This window comes from Nocardiopsis algeriensis, from assembly GCF_014203695.1.
Taxonomy (GTDB): Bacteria; Actinomycetota; Actinomycetes; order Streptosporangiales; family Streptosporangiaceae; genus Nocardiopsis; species Nocardiopsis algeriensis.
The window spans coordinates 294,928-313,592 of record NZ_JACHJO010000003.1; the positions used below are offsets into that span (position 1 = coordinate 294,928).

At 73.0% G+C, this 18,665-nt stretch carries 17 protein-coding genes; 10 read left to right on the forward strand and 7 right to left on the reverse strand.

Annotated features, from left to right (window positions below; all coding sequences use genetic code 11):
- Window positions 1-9 precede the first annotated feature (9 nt).
- The 5 genes from FHS13_RS05785 to FHS13_RS05805 form a co-directional block, all read right to left on the reverse strand.
- The gene (locus FHS13_RS05785; RefSeq protein ID WP_184288619.1) at window positions 10-168 is read right to left on the reverse strand and encodes a hypothetical protein; all 159 of its coding nucleotides are present in this window, start codon (window positions 166-168) and stop codon (window positions 10-12) included.
- 39 nt (window positions 169-207) lie between these two features.
- Window positions 208-897 carry a hypothetical protein gene (locus FHS13_RS05790; RefSeq protein WP_184288622.1) on the reverse strand — a complete coding sequence of 230 codons (690 nt, stop codon included), beginning with the start codon at window positions 895-897 and terminating at the stop codon, window positions 208-210.
- A 430-nt stretch (window positions 898-1,327) separates the two neighbouring features.
- Window positions 1,328-2,485, reverse strand: a complete 1,158-nt coding sequence (locus FHS13_RS05795; protein WP_184288625.1) for an acyl-CoA dehydrogenase family protein — start codon at window positions 2,483-2,485, stop codon at window positions 1,328-1,330.
- A complete protein-coding gene (locus FHS13_RS05800; protein WP_425491138.1) occupies window positions 2,482-4,539 on the reverse strand; it encodes an acetyl/propionyl/methylcrotonyl-CoA carboxylase subunit alpha in 2,058 nt (685 codons plus the stop codon). Before FHS13_RS05800 ends, FHS13_RS05795 begins: the two co-directional genes overlap by 4 nt.
- 8 nt (window positions 4,540-4,547) lie before the next feature.
- A complete protein-coding gene (locus tag FHS13_RS05805) occupies window positions 4,548-6,158 on the reverse strand; it encodes a carboxyl transferase domain-containing protein (protein ID WP_184289189.1) in 1,611 nt (536 codons plus the stop codon).
- Window positions 6,159-6,278: 120 nt separating this feature from the next.
- On the opposite strand from FHS13_RS05805, the gene FHS13_RS05810 reads away from it, so the two are divergent.
- Window positions 6,279-6,911: an SACE_7040 family transcriptional regulator gene (locus tag FHS13_RS05810; RefSeq protein WP_184288628.1), complete on the forward strand. Its 633-nt coding sequence runs from the start codon at window positions 6,279-6,281 to the stop codon at window positions 6,909-6,911.
- Window positions 6,912-6,976: 65 nt separating this feature from the next.
- Window positions 6,977-8,350 carry an NAD(P)/FAD-dependent oxidoreductase gene (locus FHS13_RS05815; protein ID WP_184288631.1) on the forward strand — a complete coding sequence of 458 codons (1,374 nt, stop codon included), beginning with the start codon at window positions 6,977-6,979 and terminating at the stop codon, window positions 8,348-8,350.
- A 33-nt stretch (window positions 8,351-8,383) separates the two neighbouring features.
- Here the strand turns inward: FHS13_RS05815 and FHS13_RS05820 are convergent, their stop codons facing one another.
- The gene (locus tag FHS13_RS05820) at window positions 8,384-8,674 is read right to left on the reverse strand and encodes a metal-sensitive transcriptional regulator (protein ID WP_184288634.1); all 291 of its coding nucleotides are present in this window, start codon (window positions 8,672-8,674) and stop codon (window positions 8,384-8,386) included.
- A gap of 353 nt (window positions 8,675-9,027) precedes the next feature.
- Here FHS13_RS05820 and FHS13_RS05825 point away from each other — a divergent pair, with 353 nt between their 5' ends.
- The 5 genes from FHS13_RS05825 to FHS13_RS05845 all read left to right on the forward strand — a co-directional run bounded on the left by FHS13_RS05825 (window position 9,028) and on the right by FHS13_RS05845 (window position 14,221).
- On the forward strand, window positions 9,028-9,273 hold the full coding sequence (locus tag FHS13_RS05825) for a DUF2630 family protein (RefSeq protein WP_184288637.1): 246 nt from the start codon (window positions 9,028-9,030) through the stop codon (window positions 9,271-9,273).
- 119 nt (window positions 9,274-9,392) lie between these two features.
- Window positions 9,393-10,025: a DUF4126 domain-containing protein gene (locus FHS13_RS05830; RefSeq protein WP_184288640.1), complete on the forward strand. Its 633-nt coding sequence runs from the start codon at window positions 9,393-9,395 to the stop codon at window positions 10,023-10,025.
- Window positions 10,026-10,057: 32 nt separating this feature from the next.
- Window positions 10,058-10,744 carry an HAD family hydrolase gene (locus FHS13_RS05835; RefSeq protein WP_184288643.1) on the forward strand — a complete coding sequence of 229 codons (687 nt, stop codon included), beginning with the start codon at window positions 10,058-10,060 and terminating at the stop codon, window positions 10,742-10,744.
- Window positions 10,745-10,868: 124 nt separating this feature from the next.
- On the forward strand, window positions 10,869-12,860 hold the full coding sequence (locus FHS13_RS05840; RefSeq protein ID WP_184288645.1) for an acetoacetate--CoA ligase: 1,992 nt from the start codon (window positions 10,869-10,871) through the stop codon (window positions 12,858-12,860).
- Between the two features lie 104 nt (window positions 12,861-12,964).
- Window positions 12,965-14,221: a heparan-alpha-glucosaminide N-acetyltransferase domain-containing protein gene (locus FHS13_RS05845; protein ID WP_184288648.1), complete on the forward strand. Its 1,257-nt coding sequence runs from the start codon at window positions 12,965-12,967 to the stop codon at window positions 14,219-14,221.
- Window positions 14,222-14,251: 30 nt separating this feature from the next.
- On the opposite strand, the gene FHS13_RS05850 is transcribed toward FHS13_RS05845, so the two are convergent.
- Window positions 14,252-14,938, reverse strand: a complete 687-nt coding sequence (locus FHS13_RS05850) for a hypothetical protein (RefSeq protein ID WP_184288652.1) — start codon at window positions 14,936-14,938, stop codon at window positions 14,252-14,254.
- Window positions 14,939-15,292: 354 nt separating this feature from the next.
- Between FHS13_RS05850 and deoC the strand changes: the two genes are divergently transcribed.
- From deoC to FHS13_RS05865, 3 genes are read left to right on the forward strand one after another with little or no spacing between them, the layout of a single operon-like run.
- On the forward strand, window positions 15,293-16,240 hold the full coding sequence (deoC, locus tag FHS13_RS05855) for a deoxyribose-phosphate aldolase (RefSeq protein WP_184288655.1): 948 nt from the start codon (window positions 15,293-15,295) through the stop codon (window positions 16,238-16,240).
- A gap of 2 nt (window positions 16,241-16,242) precedes the next feature.
- Complete coding sequence (locus tag FHS13_RS05860; RefSeq protein WP_184288658.1) at window positions 16,243-17,673, forward strand: aldehyde dehydrogenase family protein; 1,431 nt, start codon at window positions 16,243-16,245, stop codon at window positions 17,671-17,673.
- A complete protein-coding gene (locus FHS13_RS05865; RefSeq protein ID WP_184288663.1) occupies window positions 17,666-18,652 on the forward strand; it encodes an aldehyde dehydrogenase family protein in 987 nt (328 codons plus the stop codon). The genes FHS13_RS05860 and FHS13_RS05865 overlap by 8 nt, the downstream gene beginning before the upstream one ends.
- Window positions 18,653-18,665 lie beyond the last annotated feature (13 nt).

An 18,665-nucleotide genomic window follows, 5' to 3' on the forward strand; every position in this document is an offset into this window, starting at 1 on the left:
GGGAACGCGTCAGGCCTTCGGGCCCTGCTTCTCGTCGTCGTCGGCGAACAGGTCGGCGCGCGAGATGCGGTGCGTCGCGTTGGGGTCCGGTGCCTGCTCCTGCTTCTCGTCGTCGTCGGCGAACAGGTCGGCACGGGAGATGCGGTGCGTCGCGTTGGGGTCGTTCACGGGGATACCACTCCTTGGTGCTTCGGGGCATGCCGGATCTTATCGGGCATCGCCGCCGCGGCGGCCCGGGTCGGGAGCCGGGGACCTCCTCTGCCAGGCCTCGGCGGGGATGTGGTCGACGAGTTCGACGAGGTAGTCGGCGGCGGTGAGCACGCGACGGGGCCGGAGCCGCATGGACGTCCAGGTGAACACGTACTCGCCGCTGAAGCGCACGGGCAGGGAGCGCGACCGCGGATCGGCCAGCAGCCACGCGACGGTCCCGGAGGACAGGACCGCCCGGGTGAAGTCGGGGTCGCCGCCGCTGGAGGCGAAGGCGCGTTCGAACGCGGTCGCGGCGGGGCCGGGGTCCGCGGGCCCCCGGTGGTGGATCCTCAGGTCCGGGCAGGGGCCGGGGGCGCGCACGGCCACGGCGCAGTAGGTGGGGCGGCTCGCCTCACCGGTGCCCCGGGAGGACCCGGGTGCGGAACGTGTGAACTCGAAGGCGGTCACCTCGCGGCTCCGGTGCCGGCCCGTGAGGACGTGCGAGAGGACCGGGTCGCCGCCGGGGCCCAGGGGCAGGGCGGCCCGGGCCGGCTGCCAGGTGCGGCTCGCCGCGTAGCTCCAGCCCCGCTCGCGGGCCCACGACCGGATCTCGGCGGCGCGCTCCTGGCGGAAGTGCGAGGAGAACGTGATCGCACCGGCGGACGCTACCACGGCGACCAGGGCGACGACGGACAGGGTGCCTTCCATCCGGTGACTCCTCCGGCGGGGAATGTGGGCGGCAGCGGACCCGTGGCGGGGGAGGCCCGTCGGGGCGGGCCGGGTCGCCGGGCCCGGAGATCCACGGGCCCTGGAAGTCCATTCTGTGACGATCGGGAGCGCTTGTCATCCCTTGCTGTCGCTCCCCTGTGACACTCAGGAACCACCGTCCCCTCCAGCACCAAGAATGCTCTTTGCAGTGCCGGTTCCAGGGTTCCCACCAGCAGTTCTGCCCGGGAGGAAGGCGGCGTGAGCGGTGGGAGAAGAGGTCCGGGCGAGGGCGGTCCTCCGGCAGGGGCGGGGGTGTCCGCGCCGCTGAGCAGCGGGGACACCGCCCGCCGCGCACATGGCCGGTTCCGGCCGCGGGAGGGGGGTTCCCTCCCGCGGCCGCGGAGCGGTGCTCCCGGCTCCCGTCCCCGGATCAGGCGGGGAGGCCCAGCTCCCGGGCGATGAGCATCTTCTGGACCTCGCTGGTGCCCTCGCCGATCTCCAGGATCTTGGCGTCGCGGTAGAAGCGGCCCACCGCGTAGTCGTTCATGAACCCGTAGCCGCCGAAGACCTGGGTGGCGTCGCGGGCGTTGTCCATGGCGGCGTTGGAGGCGACCAGCTTGGCGATCGCGGCCTCCTTCTTGAACGGCTCGCCCGCCAGCATGCGCGAGGCCGCGTCGTAGTAGGCCAGGCGGGCCGTGTGCGCGCGGGCCTCCATCTCGGCGATCTTGAACTGGATCGCCTGGTAGGTGCCGATCGCGCTGCCGAAGGCGTGGCGCTCCTCGGCGTAGCGCACGCTCTCGTCCACGCAACCCTGGGCCAGGCCGACCGAGAGGGCGGCGATGGCGATGCGGCCCTCGTCGAGGATGCGCAGGAACTGGGCGTAGCCGCGGCCGCGCTCACCAACGAGGTTGGCCTCGGGCACCCGGCAGTCCTCGAAGACCAGCTCGTTGGTGTCGGAGGCGTTCCAGCCCACCTTCGAGTACTTCTGGCCCACGGAGAAGCCCGGCGTGCCCCTGGGCACGAGGATCGAGGAGATCTCCGGGCGCCCGTCCTCGCGGCGGCCGGTGACGGCGGTGACGGTGACCAGCGCCGTGATGTCGGTGCCCGAGTTGGTGATGAAGGACTTGGTCCCGTTGATCACCCACTCCCCGTCCTCCAGGCGGGCGGTGGTGCGGGTGGCGCCCGCGTCGGAGCCGCCGCCGGGCTCGGTCAGCCCGAAGGCGCCGAGGGCCTCGCCCGCGCACAGCTTCGGCAGGTAGGTCTTCTTCTGCTCCTCGGTGCCGAACCGGTACAGGGGCATCGCTCCCAGGGACACCCCCGCCTCCAGGGTGATCGCCACCGAGGAGTCGACCCGGGCCAGCTCCTCCAGGGCCAGGCACAGCGCGAAGTAGTCGCCGCCCATGCCGCCGTGCTCCTCGGGGAAGGGCAGCCCGAACAGGCCCATGCGGCCCATCTTGGCGACGATGTCGTAGGGGAAGGCGTTGTTCTCGTAGTACTCGCCGATGACGGGGGCGATCTCGGACCGGGCGAATTCCTCCACGGCGGCCCGCAGGTCGGCGTGCTCGGTCGACAGCTCATGACGGTTCAAGACGGGTTCTCCTCGCTGGTGGCGGAGGTGGGCTCGACGGTGACGAGGACGGCGTCCATGGGTACGGACGCGCCCGGGCGGACCGCGACGGCGGCCACGGTCCCGTCGACGGGTGAGGTGACGGTGTGCTCCATCTTCATGGCCTCGACGACGGCGAGCGCCTGGCCCGCCGAGACCTGTTCGCCCACCGCCACGGGGACGGCGAGCACGGTGCCCGGCATGGGGCTGCGCACGGTGCCGTCGGCGGCCGCGTCGCCGTCGCGGCGCACGGCGGCCGCGGGCTCCTCGTGCAGGCTCCACACGGTGCCGCCGGCACCCAGCCACCGGTATCCGGTGGCCGGGTCGTGGGCCCGCAGGTAGGTGCGGGTGCGGCCCGCGTAGGTGACGGTCAGGCGCGGGCCGTCGCGCCGGGCGCGGGCGGCCACCGGCCCGCCCTCGCCGATCCGGACGAGGTAGGCGCCGGGGCCGTCGGCCCGGACGCGGACCACGGCGGAGTCGCGGCCGGGTGCGCGCAGGCGCCACGGCGTCCACGCGGGGCCGCCCATGCGCCAGCCGTCGGGGACGGCGAAGCGGTCGGCGGAGGGTGCCGGAGGCACCAGGTCGAGCTGGTGGTCCAGCGCGGCCGCCGCGTACACCTCGTCGGGCACCTGCTCGGGTGCGGCCTCGGGCGGGTCGTTCTCGACGAGGTCGGTGCTCAGGTCGCCGGACAGCACGCGCGGGTGGCGCAGCAGGCGGCGCAGGAACGCGGTGTTGGTGACGCACCCCAGCAGCAGGTACTCGCCCAGGGCGCTGTCGAGCCGCCGCAGCGCCTCGGCCCGGTCGGGTCCCCAGACGACGACCTTGGCGAGCATCGGGTCGAACGCCGAGGTGACCTCGCCGCCCGCGGCGATGCCCGAGTCCACCCGCGCGTGCGCGGGTTCGGCCAGGGCCAGTACCGGGCCCCCGCTGGGCAGGAAGCCCCGGTCGGCGTCCTCGGCGTAGACGCGGGCCTCCACCGAGTGGCCGGTCCAGGAGATGTCGTCCTGGCCGAAGGGCAGCGGTTCTCCGCGGGCCACGCGCACCTGGAGTTCCACCAGGTCGATGCCGCGCTCTCCGCGGATCGCCACGACCTCCTCGGTGACGGGGTGCTCGACCTGCAGGCGGGTGTTCATCTCCAGGAAGGAGAAGGACAGCTCGCCGTCGGGTCCGGTCTCGGCGATGAACTCGACCGTGCCCGCGCCCACGTAGCCGCAGGAGCGGGCGGCGGCCACGGCCGCCCGGCCCATCTCGGTGCGCAGGGCGTCGGTGAGCAGCGGGGAGGGCGCCTCCTCGACCACCTTCTGGTGGCGGCGCTGGAGGCTGCACTCGCGTTCGCCCAGGTGGACGACGTTGCCGTGGGTGTCGGCGAGCACCTGCACCTCGATGTGGCGGGGCCGCTCCACGAGCCGTTCCACCAGCAGGGTCGGGTCGCCGAAGGCGGCCGCGGCCTCGCGGCGGGCGGCGGCGGCCGCCGCGGGCAGCTCCTCGGGGGAGCGCACGGCGCGCATGCCCTTGCCGCCGCCCCCGGCGGAGGGCTTGATCAGCAGCGGGTACCCGGTGGCCTCGGCTGCCTTGGCGAGCGCGTCGTCGTCCAGGGGGCTGCCGGGCTTCTCGGTGAACCCGCCCAGGACGGGGACCCCCGCCGCGGCCACGGTCTCCTTGGCGCGGATCTTGTCGCCCATCGCCTCGACGGCCTCGGGCGGCGGGCCGATGAAGACCACCCCGGCGCGGGCGCAGGCCCGGGCGAAGGCGGCGTTCTCCGACAGGAAGCCGTAGCCGGGGTGGACCATGTCCGCGCCGTGCTCGGCGGCGGCCGACGCGACGGCCTCGGCGTCCAGGTAGCTGTCCACGCGCACCGCCAGGTCGGCGGCGGCCACGTGCGGGGAGGCGGCGTCGGCGTCGGTGTACACGGCCACCGAGCCCAGGCCCATGCGGCGCAGGGTGCGGATGACGCGCAGGGCGATCTCGCCGCGGTTGGCGACGAGCACGGTCGCGGCGCCGTTGCCGGGCGGTGCGGGGTTCTGGGGTGCGGTCACGGGGCTCCTCACATCCGGAAGACGCCGTAGCCCACCGGCTCCAGCGGGGCGTGGCGGGCGGCGGACAGGGCCATGGCGAGCACGTCGCGGGTGTCGGCGGGGTCGATGACGCCGTCGTCCCACAGGCGCGCCGTGGAGTAGTAGGGGCTGCCCTGCTCCTCGTACAGGTCGCGGATGGGGGCCTTGAAGGCCTCCTCGTCCTCGGCGGGCCACTCCTGGCCGCGCGCGGCCATCTGGTCGCGGCGCACGGTGGACAGGACCGAGGCGGCCTGCTCGCCGCCCATGACGGAGATGCGGGCGTTGGGCCACATCCACAGGAAGCGGGGGGAGTAGGCCCGGCCGCACATGCTGTAGTTGCCCGCGCCGAAGGAGCCGCCGATGACCACGGTGAACTTGGGGACGCGGGCGCAGGCCACGGCGGTGACCATCTTGGCGCCGTGCTTGGCGATGCCGCCGGCCTCGTAGTTGCGGCCCACCATGAATCCGGAGATGTTCTGGAGGAACACCAGCGGGATGCTGCGCCGGTCGCACAGCTCGATGAAGTGGGCGCCCTTGAGCGCGGACTCCGAGAAGAGGATGCCGTTGTTGGCGACGATCCCCACCGGGTGGCCGTGGATGTGCGCGAACCCGGTGACCAGGGTGGTTCCGTACTCGGCCTTGAACTCGGTGAACTCGCTGCCGTCGACGACGCGGCCGATGACCTCGCGCACGTCGTAGGGGGTGCGGGTGTCGGCGGGCACCACGCCGTACAGCTCCTCGGGGTCCAGCGCGGGCGGGCGCGGCTCGCGCACCTCCCACGCCGGTTCCTCCTGCGGCCCCAGGGTGTCGGCGATGCGGCGCACGACGGTGAGCGCGTGCGCGTCGTCGTCGGCCAGGTGGTCGGTGACGCCGGACACGCGCGAGTGCAGGTCGCCGCCGCCGAGCTCCTCGGCCGTGACGACCTCGCCGGTGGCCGCCTTGACCAGCGGGGGGCCGCCCAGGAACACGGTGCCCTGGTCGCGGACGATGACCGCCTCGTCGCTCATCGCGGGGACGTAGGCGCCGCCCGCGGTGCACGAGCCCAGCACGGCGGCGATCTGGGGGATGCCCAGCCTCGACATCGTCGCCTGGTTGTAGAAGATGCGGCCGAAGTGCTCGCGGTCGGGGAACACCTCGTCCTGCATGGGCAGGAAGGCGCCGCCGGAGTCGGCGAGGTAGATGCACGGCAGGCGGTTGTGCAGCGCCACCTCCTGCGCGCGCAGGTGCTTCTTGACGGTCATGGGGTAGTAGCTGCCGCCCTTGACCGTGGCGTCGTTGGCCACCACGACGACCGGGCGGCCCGCCACCCGGCCCACACCGGCGATCATCCCGGCGCCGGGCGCGTCCTGGCCGTCCTCGCCGTAGAGCCCGTAGGCGGCCAGCGGGGCGATCTCCAGGAAGGGGGAGCCGGGGTCCAGGAGAAGGTCGACGCGGTCGCGCGGCAGGAGTTTGCCGCGTTCGACGTGTCGTGCCCGGGTCTTCTCCGGGCCGCCCAGCGCCGCGGCGGCGATCCGCTCGCGCAGCTGCCGGGCGAGGGCGCGGTTCGCCGCGTCGTTGGCGGCGAAGGCGGGCCCGGCGGTGTCCACCGCCGAGCCGAGCACGGGTGCCCTGCTCATGCTGTCCTCTCGTGGAGGGATGTTAATACTCACTAACTCCAGCGATGTTAGTGACTACTAACATGGGTGTCCAGGGTCACGGGCGGGCCGAAAGGGGAGGGGCCGATGGGAGCCAGACCGGCAGGTGAGCGAAGGGACGCCATTCTGGGCGCTGCGGCCGTGCTCTTCGCGGAGCGCGGCTACCGGGGCGTGTCCATCGACGACCTGGGCCGGGCCGTGGGCACCACCGGCCCGGCCCTCTACCGGCACTTCGCCGGCAAGCAGGCCCTGCTGGGCGCGGTGCTGATCGACGTCAGCGAGAGGCTGGCGGACCGGGGGCGCACGCTGGTCGGGGCGGCTCCGGGCGCCGAGGCCGCCCTGGAGGCACTGCTGCGGGGGCACATCGCCTTCGCCCTCGACGAGCCGGCGCTCATCACCGTCCACGACCGGGAACTGGGCAACCTCACCGATGCCGACCGGCGCCGGGTGCGGCGCCTGCAGCGCGGCTACGTCGAGGAGTGGGTGGGCGTGCTCGCCCAGCTGAGCCCCGCGGTCCCCTCCGCGGTCCTGCGTGCCTCGGTGCACGCCGTGTTCGGCCTGCTCAACTCCACTCCGCACAGCCGGGGCGCGCTGCCCCGCCGGCAGATGGCGGAGCTGCTGCTGGACATGGGGCGGGCCGCCCTGACAGGTCAATCGGGGGCAAAGGACGGGGAAGGTCTTGGTCGGAAAGGCGGGGAGGCGCCGGACTCCCGCCCCTAGATCCGACCGTCCTGGGTAGTGCTGCCTCCGATGGCGACCTGACACGGAGAAGGAGCGGTGCACCCATGGCTCAGCCTCGGATCGTGGTGGTCGGCGCGGGATTCGGCGGTATCCACACCCTGCGCCACCTCGAACGCCGTATTCCGGCGGGGATGGCCGACATAGCCCTCGTCGCGCCTAACGACTACATGCTCTACAGTCCGCTGGTGCCGCAGGTGGCCTCCGGACTGCTCACACCCCAGTCGGTGGCGATGTCCGTGCACCGGCTCATGAAGCGGACCCGGCTCATTCCCGGACACGCGGTCGGCGTCGACCCTGCGGACCGCGTCGTGGTGGTGCGACGTCCCACGGGGGAACTGTCGCCGGTGCCCTACGACCGGCTGGTGCTCGCCCCGGGCGGGCTCACCCGGGCCTTCGACATCCCCGGTCTGACCGAGCACGCCTTCGGGGCCAAGACCCTGGCCGACGCCGTGCTCCTGCGCGACCACGTGCTGGCCCAGCTGGAACTGGCCAACGACACTCGGGACCCGGTCGAGCGGGAGGAGCGCTGCCGCTTCGTCGTGGTCGGCGGCGGCTACACCGGGGTGGAGACCGCGGCCTCGCTCATGAGGCTGTGCGAGGAGGCCGCCAAGCGCTACCCCGAGCTGCGCTCGGTGATCCGCTGGCATCTGGTGGACATCGCGCCCAAGGTCCTGCCCGAACTCGGGGACCGGCTCGGCCGCAAGGCGCTCGACCTGCTGCGCTCCATGGGCATCGAGGTCAAGCTCAAGGTGTCGGTGCGCGAGGTGACCGACGACAAGGTGGTCCTCACCGACGGCCGGGTCCTGCCCTGCCGCACCCTGATCTGGGCGGCGGGCGTGACGCCCAGCCCGCTCATGGAGACGCTGGGCAAGCCCACCCAGAGGGGTCGGCTGGAGGTCGACGCCGAACTGCGGGTGCCCGGCATCCCGGACGTGTTCGCGCTCGGGGACGCGGCGGCGGTGCCCGATCTCGTGGGGGAGAGCCCGTACTGCCCGCCGACCGCCCAGTACGCGACCCGGGAGGCGGCCACGGCGGCCCAGAACGTGATCGCCTCGATCCTCGGCCGGCCGCTGAAGGAGTTCCGGCACAAGGACATGGGACTGGTGGTGGACCTGAGCGGCAACGACGCCCTGGCCAGGGTCATGGACCACGAGCTCAACGGACTGACCGCGCTGGGGATCACACGGGGTTACCACCTCGCCGCGATACCGTCGCCGACGGCGCGCGCCCGGGTGCTGGCCAACTGGGGCATCCGGATGTTCACGGGAGGGGAGACGTCGCGGCTGGGGTTCGCCGAGGCGGTCAAGGCCGCCTCGTTCGTCTCCAACGAGGCGGTCGACTACATGGACGCCGAGTCCGCCGCCCGGGAGGGCCGCCGCCTGATGGAGAACCTCGAGGAGCGCTACGGCCGGGACTGACGGCCGGGACCCGGCGGGGCCGGCCCGGAGCCCTCAGGAGCGCACGAGGCGGGCGATGGCCTCGGAGGCCTCCTTGACCTTCGCGTCGGCCTCCTCGCCGCCGCTCGCCACGGCATGGGCGACGCAGTGCTTGAGGTGCTCGTCGAGGATGGACAGCGCGAAGGAGCGCAGCGCGCTGTTGACCGCGGAGGTCTGGGTGAGGACGTCGATGCAGTACTGGTCGTCCTCGACCATGCGCTGGAGGCCGCGGACCTGTCCCTCGATACGGCGGAGCCGGTTGATGTGGCGCTGCTTGTCGTCGCTGTAACCGTGGGTCCCGGCCATGGCCCTGCTTCCCTGTCGTTCCTGCCCGGTTGCCGTCAAAGATACCCCCTCCAGGTATGGAGCGCCGGAGGGTCGCGGCGCATTCCGGCGTCCCGTCCGGAGGGCGGCCGTAGCAGGATTTTCCCAGACGAAAAGGGGCACAAGCCTTGCGGGTGCGGCTCCTCGGCCCCCTCCTGCGGCCCCGCCGCGTACCGGACCGCCCTGGCCTGCGGTGATCCCCGGCCGGGACGGTTCCCGCGGCCCCGCGCCGGAGGCGGGCGGGCCGCGGTCGGCCGCGCGGGCGCCGGGGGCCCGGTGCGAATCGCGGGGCCCGGGTGCTTGTCCGGCTCCCGCGGCGCGCCCACCATGGCGTCATGAGCGACAGAGCCGAGAAGGACATCCTGGCCACCATCGAGAGCCTGATGGAGGAGGAGCGCGCCCTGCGCGCCACGCCCGGGGGACTGTCCCCGCAGGAGGGCTCCCGGATGAGGGAGGTGGAGCGGTCCCTCGACCAGTGCTGGGACCTGCTGCGGCAGCGGAGGGCCCGGGCAGAGCAGGGGCGGGATCCCGACGAGGCCGAGGTCCGGCCCGCCTCCCAGGTGGAGGACTACCCCCAGTGAGCCCCGATCCGGAACCGCGGGGGCGGGGAGAGCGTCAACGGGGGTGACCGGTACCGGAGTGCAGGACTGTGCGCACGCACGGTTCCCGCTCCGCGCCCGGGAACACGGAAGGAACCCCCATGCTCTCCGCCCTCACCGGTATCGGCCTGTCCTCCGCCGCCGGCCTGAACGCCTACATCCCCCTGCTGCTGGTCGGCCTCGTCGCCCGCTTCACCGACCTCCTCCCCCTCGGCGAGGCGTGGACGTGGCTGGAGCACCCGGCCACCCTCGTCACCCTGGCGGTGCTGCTCGTCGTCGAGTTCCTGGCCGACAAGTTCCCCGTCGTCGACAGCGTCAACGACGTGCTCCAGACCGTGGTCCGCCCCACCGCGGGCGGCATCACCTTCGGAGCCGGCGCCTCCACCGTCGAACTGGCCGAGATCACCGGTGCCGCCTCCGGCGCGGAGGCGGGGAGCGGCGTCTCCTGGGGCGCGGTGGCGGCGGGCGTCCTCGTCGCACTGGCCTTCCACGTGCTCAAGTCGCTGGGCCGGGTCGTGGGCAACACCGTCTCGGGGGGCTGTGCGGCGCCGGTGCTCTCCTTCCTGGAGGACGCGGTCAGCCTCCTCACCGCGCTGCTGGCGATCCTGGTGCCGGTCCTCGTCCTCGTGGTGGTCCCGCTCATGGTCGGCGCCGGGGTGTGGGCGGCCCGGCGCAGGCGCCGCCTGCCGGAGGAGGGCCCGCCGGCCCCGGCCCCCGGGGAGGCGCGGGGCTGACAAGCAGGGAGAACGGCCCTACAGTGCATGCGATGACTGAGACGACATTCGACCGGAACGACATCACCCACATCGTCTGGGACTGGAACGGCACGCTCCTGGACGACAACCACGCCAACCTCGCGGCGGTCAACGCCGTCTGCGCTCGCTTCGGGATCGCCCCGCTGGAGCTGGACCACTGGCGGTCCGTCTTCCGCCGGCCGCTCATCCCCTGCTACGAGGAGCTGCTGGGCCGCAGCATCGACGACCTCGAGTGGCAGCTGCTGGAGGAGCTCTACGACAGCGGCTACACCGAGCACCTGCCCACCTGCGAACTGGCCTCCGGGGTGCCCGACGTGCTGCACGACTGGAACCGCGCCGGAGGCACCCAGTCCCTGCTGTCCATGGCCTCGCACGACCACCTCGTCCCGCTCGTCCGGGAACGCGGGCTCGCCCCGCACTTCACCCGCGTGGACGGGCGCCGGTTCGACACCGAGCACGACTCCAAGGCCGAGCACCTGGTGCGCCACCTCGACGAGCAGGGCATCGACCCCTCCCGCGTCGTGCTCATCGGCGACATCGACGACGACGCCCGCGCCGCCCGCGAGGCCGGGGCCCACTCGGTGCTGGTCGCCTCCGGCCTGATGGCGCGCGAGCGCCTGGAGGCCACCGGCTTCCCGGTCGTCGACACCCCGGTGGCCGCCGTCGAGATCCTGCGCGGTGCCTCCGCGGCCCGGTGACCTGCCGAGTCGCGGAGGAGCGCGTTCCTCCCGGGGCCCCGACCCGCCTCGTCACCTGCGTCATGGTGTGTTGTTAGATGGGCCTCACACCGAGACACAGCCACACGAATGGGAAGGCGGCCCAATGACGGAGAGCAGCGTGCCCCGTGTGCTCTGGAAGCCCGACGACGCGGCGGTCGAATCCTCCAACATCGTCGCGTTCGCCCGTTGGGCGGCCGAGCACAAGGGGGTCCGGGCGTTCGGGGAGGGCGGCACCTCCCCGGCATTCGACTACGACGCCCTGTGGCGCTGGTCGGTCACCGACACCGACGGCTTCTGGGAGTCGATCTGGGAGTACTACGGGGTGCGCTCCGAGACGCCCTACGAGAAGGTGCTGGCCGACGACTCCATGCCGGGCGCGCGGTGGTTCCCCGGCGCCACCCTCAACTACGCCCAGCACCTGTTCGAGGGCGCCGACGACGACCGGATCGCCCTCCGCCACGCGACCGAGCTGCGTGAGCTGGGGGAGTGGACCTGGGGCGAGCTGCGCGCCCGCACCGCGGCGATCGCCGGCGGCCTGCGGCGGCTGGGGGTGGGTCCGGGCGACCGCGTGGCCGCCTACCTGCCCAACCTCCCCGAGACCGTCGCGGCCTTCCTCGCCACGGCCTCCCTCGGCGCGGTGTGGTCCTCCTGCTCGCCCGACTTCGGGGTGCGCAGCGTCATCGACCGCTTCGCCCAGATCGAGCCCAAGGTGCTCCTGGCCGTCGACGGCTACCGCTACGGCGGCAAGGACTTCGACCGGCGCCCGGTCCTGGAGGAACTGCGCGCCGAGCTGCCCACCGTCGAGCACACGGTCGTCCTGGACTACCTGGAGCCGGGTGCCGGGGCGCCGCAGGGGACCCTCCCGTGGCGCGACCTGGAGGAGTCCGGTGCCGGGGCCGGCCTGGAATTCACCCCGGTCCCCTTCGACCACCCCCTGTGGGTGCTCTACTCCTCGGGGACCACCGGCCTGCCCAAGGCCATCGTCCAGGGGCACGGCGGCATCCTCCTCGAACAGCTCAAGAACCTCCACCTCCACCTGGACGCCCGCGAGGACGACCGCGTCCTCTGGTTCACCACCACCGGCTGGATGATGTGGAACTTCCTGGTCAGCGTCCTGCTGACCCCCGCCTCCGTCGTCCTGTACGACGGCAGCCCCGCCGCCCCCGACCTGGGGGGCCTGTGGGACCTGGCCGCCGAGGCGGGTGTGACGGTGTTCGGCACCAGCGCCGGATTCCTGTCCTCGTGCATGAAGGAGGGCGTCGAGCCCCGCCGGGGACGCGACCTGTCGGCCCTCAGGGCCATCGGCTCCACCGGGTCCCCGCTCAGCCCCGAGGCCTTCTCCTGGGTGTACGAGCAGTTCGGCGACGGCCTCTGGCTGTTCTCCACCAGCGGCGGCACCGACGTGTGCAGCTGCCTGGTCGGCGGCGTGCCCACCCTGCCGGTGTACGAGGGAGAGATCCAGGCGCGCTCGCTCGGCATGGCCGTCGCCGCCTGGGACCCCGAGGGCCGGGAGCTGACCGGCGAGGTCGGCGAACTGGTGGTCACCCGGCCCGCGCCCTCCATGCCCGTCTTCTTCTGGGGGGACGAGGGCGGGGAGCGGCTGCGCGACAGCTACTTCTCCATGTACCCCGGCATCTGGCGGCACGGCGACTGGATCGAGATCACCGACCGGGGCACCGCGATCATCTACGGCCGCTCGGACTCCACCATCAACCGCGGCGGCGTGCGCATGGGCACCAGCGAGATCTACCGCGCGGTGCTGGCCCTGGAGGAGATCGTCGACGCGCTGGTCGTGGACGTGCCCCAGGGCGACGGCTCCTCGCGCATCGAGCTGTTCACCGTGCTGCGCGAGGGCGCCGAGCTCGACGGCGCCCTGGTCAAGGAGATCGCGAAGCGCGTGCGCACCGACTGCTCCCCGCGCCACGTGCCCGACCGGGTGCGGGCCGTCACCGCAGTGCCGCGCACCCTGTCCGGCAAGATCCTGGAGGTGCCGGTCAAGCGGATCCTCATGGGCGAGGCCCCCGAGAAGGTCGCCAGCCGCGACTCGCTGGCCAACCCCGAGGCCCTCGACTCCTTCGCCGCACTGAAGGACTGACGCGGTGACCCGGCGTGGCCGACTCCGGCCACGCCGGGGCCGAAAACGGCGTTTGCGCCGCATGCCGCTGTTGCCGCGGGCCGGGCGGGCATAGCCTGTGGCCCGTGGCACAGAACCGATCTGACGACACCGCCGCCCCCTCCTCCGGGGCGGCACCGGCCAGGGTCCGGATCGACGGCATCGACGCGGCCCGCGCACTCGCGGTCTTCGGGATGTTCGTCGTCCACCTCGGGGTGGACTCCATGGGGGTGCTGTCCCCCGACGACTACGCCTGGGACCTGCACGACATCACGCGGGGCAACTCCTCCGCCCTCTTCGCCTTCCTCGCGGGGATCTCCCTGGCGATGATGACCGGCCGGACGCGGCCCGTGGCCGGCGACGAGCTGCGCCGGTCGACGGTGCGGATCCTCGCCCGGTCGGTGCTCATCGGTCTGCTGGGGCTGCTCCTGGACATGACGGGGGTGCCGGTGGCCGTCATCCTCGCCTACTACGCGGGCTTCTTCGTCCTGGCACTGCCGCTGCTGCGTCTGCGGTCGGGCGCCCTGTGGGCGGTGGCCGGCGTGCTGGCGGTGCTCGGTCCGCCGCTGTCGCTCCTGCTGCGCGGCACCGTCTTTCCGGCGGAGCCGAGGACCTCGTCGCTGACCTCGCTCACCGAGTTCTTCCTCACCGGCTACTACCCGGCGGTCACGTTCATGGCGTTCATGGCCGCGGGGATGGCGGTCGGGCGCCTGGACCTGACCTCGACGGCCGTACGGCTGCGCCTCCTGGCGGCCGGGGCCGGGGCGGCCGCGTTCGGCTACGCGGGGTCGTGGCTGGTGCTCGGGCCCCTGGGCGGCACCGAGCGGCTGATGGACCTGCGCAGCCGGGAGACGCTGGGCGTGCCCCTGGCGCGGATCGAGGATCCCGCCCTGGTGGAGGAGCTGCGCTTCGCGGTGAACGACGAGGCGCACTCGATCTCGGGGCAGGTGCCCACCGACTCGTGGTGGTGGCTGGGGATCAACGCGCCGCACACCGGCACCACCTTCGAGATCGCCGAGGCGGTGGGCCAGAGCCTCATGGTGCTGGTGGTGTGCATCTGGCTGTGCGAGCGGTTCCGCAGGACCATGTACCCGCTGACGTCGGTGGGAAGGATGCCGCTGACTGTCTACGCCGGGCACATCCTGGTGCTGGCGGTGGTCATCGCCTTCCAGGGCTACGACTACCACACCCCGTGGCTGCTGGAGGGGTTCCTCCTCGGGTCGCTGGTCTTCGCCGTGCTCTGGCGCGCGACGGTGGGGCGGGGCCCCGCCGAGTCCGTCCTGGGCGAGGCGGCCGGCGCCGCGGTCACCCTGGTGGAGGAGCGCCGCCGCAGGAACGGCTGAGCGCCGCGGGAGGCGCCGGGACCCCCGGGGTCATCGCTTCCCGGGGCGGTGGATCGTGGCCGCGGTGCGGTCGCGATGGGCCAGGGAGTCGGAGGTCGTGCGGGCGTTCTGGCGGATGAGGCGGCGGGCGTCGTCGGCCGCCGAGCGCGCGGCCGACGGACTGGCCACCGGGTACTGGGCGACCTCCTCCTCCGCGGGCAGGCCGATGTCCATCGGCAGGCCCGCCTTGCTGATCACACGCATCTGGGCGCTCTCCTGGGAGCGGGAGGGCCGGATGTCGCCGTCGGCGGTGCGCCAGGCCCTCAATCGCGCCCGCAGCCACTCGGTGCCCTGGTGGTCGGGCCCCTGCGGCCAGGGCGTGCCGTCGGGGCGGTGCGCCAGGCCGTGCAGCACGTCGGCCACCGTCCACCCCGCGGAGAAGAAGCGCGCCGCCTCCCGGCGCAGGACGGCGAAGTCCACGCGCCTCAGCGACGGGTCCTCGCGGCGGACCAGCTCGCACGCCCGGTGCACGTCGCTGGGGGTGTGCCGGGGCCGGTGCAGCGGGTCCGCCTCGGTCGGGGACAGCAGCGCGTCGTCGACGGTCACGATGACCTCGCCGCGCCGGTTGTCCCAGATGCCGACCTCCTCACGGGCCCAGCCCTGGGACTCCACGAGTGCCGTCGCCATCTTGCGCAGGTCGACCCGGTCGTCGTCGCTGCTGATCCGGAACTCAGCCATGGGGCAAGGGTAGGCAACGCGGGGGTGCTGGGGGAACACGGGCGCGCTCGGCGCCGCGAAAGGAGGATTCCGGTATAGACCGGACGAGGGGTAGCGGAAGCGCCGTGTTCCTGTGAAAGCGGTGTTCTCCCGTGGATTCCTTCCGTAATTGGAGGAAGGGCCAAAGTCTGCACCAAGGTTCGGTTGGACTCTCCTCCAACCTTGGTCCGCGCGGCGGTGGCGGGTACCGGCGGCCGCCCGTCCCGGGGTTATGGTGACTGCCGGACATCGCGGGGCACGCCCCGCCCCCGTCCGCCTTCGCCGCCGGACGCGGCGAACGGACCGATCCGGCAACACCGTTCGACCGAGCTGTAGGTGCCCGTGCCCCAGACCGCTTCCGCGCCCGAGGCGACGACCAGTCGCGAGCTCAGGGCGTTCCTGCACGGACTCCCGGGCGTCGACGAGGTCGGCGCGCGAGCCCGCGCCCAGGACCTCGCGACCCGGTCCGTCAAGACCACCGCCAAGGCCCAGGCCATCGACCTGGCCATCTCCATGGTCGACCTGACCACCCTGGAGGGCGCCGACACCCCGGGCAAGGTCCGGGCCCTGTGCGCCAAGGCCGCCCTTCCCGACCCCGCCGACCGCACCGTGCCGAAGGTCGGCGCGGTCTGCGTCTACCCCGACATGGTCGCCACCGCCGTCGAGGCGCTGGAGGGCACCGGCATCGGGGTCGCCTCGGTCGCCACCGCCTTCCCGGCCGGACGCGCGCCCATGGAGGTCAAGCTCGCCGACACCCGGCGGGCCGTCGCCGACGGCGCGAGCGAGATCGACATGGTCATCGACCGCGGAGCCTTCCTGTCCGGCGACTACCTGAAGGTGTACGAGGAGATCACCGCGGTCAAGGAGGCCTGCGGCGACGCCCACCTCAAGGTCATCCTGGAGACCGGCGAGCTCGTCACCTACGACAACGTGCGCCGCGCCTCCCACCTGGCCATCCGCGCCGGGGCCGACTTCATCAAGACCTCCACCGGCAAGGTCTCCCCGGCCGCCACCCCGCCCGTCGTCCTCGTCATGCTGGAGGCGGTCCGCGACCACCGCGCCGAGACCGGGCGCAAGGTGGGCGTCAAGCCCGCGGGCGGCATCCGCACCACCAAGGACGCCATCCGCAACCTGGTCATGGTCAACGAGACCGCCGGCCCCGACTGGCTCACCCCGGACCTGTTCCGCATCGGCGCCTCCAGCCTGCTCAACGACCTGCTCATGCAGCGCACCAGACTGTCCACCGGCACCTACCCGGGCCCCGACCACTACACGTTGGACTAAAGGTGATCTTCGAGTACGCGCCCGCGCCGGAGTCCCGCTCCGTCGTCACCCTGCGCGAGTCCTACGACCTGTTCGTCGACGGGGAGTTCACCCCCGCCGAGAGCGGGGAGTACCTGACGAGCCTCAACCCGGCCGACGAGACCGAGCTGGCCAGGGTCGCCGTCGCCGGGGCCGCCGACATCGACCGGGCGGTGGCCGCCGCCCGCCGCGCCCAGGAGAAGGTCTGGGGCCCCATGCCCGGGGCCGAACGCGGAAAGTACCTGTTCCGCATCGCCCGCATCGTCCAGGAGCGCTCGCGCGAACTGGCCGTGCTGGAGTCGATGGACAACGGGAAGCCGATCAAGGAGACGCGCGACGTCGACCTGCCCCTGGTGGCGGCGCACTTCTTCTACCACGCGGGGTGGGCCGACAAGCTCGCCCACGCCGGACTGGGGCCCGACCCCCGGCCGCTGGGCGTGGCGGCCCAGGTCATCCCGTGGAACTTCCCGCTGCTCATGCTGGCCTGGAAGATCGCCCCGGCCCTGGCCACCGGCAACACCGTGGTGCTCAAGCCGGCCGAGACCACGCCGCTGACCGCGCTGGCCTTCGCCGAGATCTGCCAGGAGGCCGACCTGCCGCCCGGCGTGGTCAACATCCTCCCCGGAGCGGGCGAGACCGGCCGGACGCTGGTCGAGCACCCCGGGGTGGACAAGGTCGCCTTCACCGGTTCCACCGGCGTCGGGCGCCAGATCGCACGTTCGGTCGCGGGCACCTCCAAGCGCCTCACCCTGGAGCTCGGCGGCAAGGGCGCCAACATCGTCTACGAGGACGCCGCGCTCGACGAGGCCGTCGAGGGCGTCGTCTCGGGCATCTTCTTCAACCAGGGCCACGTGTGCTGCGCGGGGTCGCGCCTGCTGGTGCAGGAGTCGGTCGCCGAGGAGCTGCTGCCCCGCCTGAAGGAGCGCATCGCCAAGCTGCGCGTGGGCGACCCGCTGGACAAGAACACCGACATCGGCGCGATCAACTCCGCCGCGCAGCTGGAGCGCATCCGCGAGATCACCGACAGCGGAGAGGCCGAGGGAGTCCGGCGCTGGTCGCCCGACTGCGAGCTGCCGGAGAAGGGCTACTGGTTCGCGCCCACGGTCCTGACCGGCGTCAGCCAGGCCCACCGCGTGGCCCGGGAGGAGATCTTCGGCCCCGTGCTGTCGGTGCTGACCTTCCGCACCCCGCAGGAGGCCGTGGACAAGGCCAACAACACGCCCTACGGGCTGTCGGCCGGTGTGTGGACCGAGAAGGGTTCGCGCATGCTGTGGACCGCCGAGCGGCTGCGCGCCGGCGTGGTGTGGTCCAACACGTTCAACAAGTTCGACCCGGCCAGCCCCTTCGGCGGCTACAAGGAGTCGGGTTACGGCCGCGAGGGCGGGCGGCACGGATTGGAGGCCTACCTTGGCTGAACGTCGTGGCGGCAAGGGCAGCGGCAAGAACGCCGCCAAGGCCGCGAAGCACGAGGCCAAGGCCTCCGACAAGGGCGCTGCCGGTACCCGGGAGGCGGCGCCGGCCGCCCGTCTGGCGGTCCGCAAGACCTACAAGCTCTACCTGGGCGGGGCCTTTCCCCGCTCCGAGTCGGGCAGGAGCTACCCCGTGACCTCAGCCGGCGGCGAGCACCTCGCCAACGCCTCGCTCGCCTCCCGCAAGGACGCCCGCGACGCCGTCTCGGCAGCCCGCAAGGCCTTCGGCGGCTGGTCGTCGCGCACCGCCTACAACCGCGGCCAGATCCTCTACCGGATCGCCGAGGTGATGGAGGGCCGGCGCGACCAGTTCGCCGCGGGTCTGGGCCGGGCGACCGGCGCGGGGCCGGACGAGGCCGACCGGCTGGTGTCCGCGGCGATCGACCGGTGGGTGTACTACGCCGGGTGGACCGACAAGGTCGCCCAGGTGCTCGGCGGCGCCAACCCCGTCTCGGGCCCGTACCACAACACCTCCACCCCCGAGCCGACCGGCGTCGTCGCGGTGCTGGCGCCGCAGAACGCCCCCCTGCTCGGCCTGACCTCGGTCCTGGCCCCCGTGATCGCCACCGGCAACACCGCCGTGGTCGTGGCCTCGGAGAGGGCGCCGCTGCCCGCGGTCGACCTCGCCGAGGTGCTGGCCACCTCCGACGTGCCCGGCGGAGTGGTCAACGTCCTCACCGGACGGGTCCCCGAACTGGGGCCGCACCTGGCCTCGCACGCCGACGTCGACGCCCTCGACCTGACCGGCGCGGGAGACGCGGCGACGGAGTTCGAGCAGGCCGCCGCCGAGACGCTCACCCGGGTGGTGCGCCCCGGCCCCGACGCGGACGCGGGCGAGGACGCCTGGCTCGACCCGGACCCGGGAACGGCGCGCATGACCCCGTTCCTGGAGACGAAGACGGTCTGGCACCCGATCGGGATGTGAGACCGTGCGGACC

Bases quoted from the DNA above. Each gene is read 5' to 3' on its own strand.
- FHS13_RS05835 (WP_184288643.1), top strand. From the start codon at position 10,058: ATGACTGAGACGACATTCGACCGGAACGACATCACCCACATCGTCTGG.
- FHS13_RS05840 (WP_184288645.1), top strand. From the start codon at position 10,869: ATGACGGAGAGCAGCGTGCCCCGTGTGCTCTGGAAGCCCGACGACGCG.
- FHS13_RS05830 (WP_184288640.1), top strand. From the start codon at position 9,393: ATGCTCTCCGCCCTCACCGGTATCGGCCTGTCCTCCGCCGCCGGCCTG.
- FHS13_RS05810 (WP_184288628.1), top strand. From the start codon at position 6,279: ATGGGAGCCAGACCGGCAGGTGAGCGAAGGGACGCCATTCTGGGCGCT.
- FHS13_RS05790 (WP_184288622.1), bottom strand. From the start codon at position 897: ATGGAAGGCACCCTGTCCGTCGTCGCCCTGGTCGCCGTGGTAGCGTCC.
- FHS13_RS05820 (WP_184288634.1), bottom strand. From the start codon at position 8,674: ATGGCCGGGACCCACGGTTACAGCGACGACAAGCAGCGCCACATCAAC.
- FHS13_RS05825 (WP_184288637.1), top strand. From the start codon at position 9,028: ATGAGCGACAGAGCCGAGAAGGACATCCTGGCCACCATCGAGAGCCTG.
- FHS13_RS05850 (WP_184288652.1), bottom strand. From the start codon at position 14,938: ATGGCTGAGTTCCGGATCAGCAGCGACGACGACCGGGTCGACCTGCGC.
- FHS13_RS05815 (WP_184288631.1), top strand. From the start codon at position 6,977: ATGGCTCAGCCTCGGATCGTGGTGGTCGGCGCGGGATTCGGCGGTATC.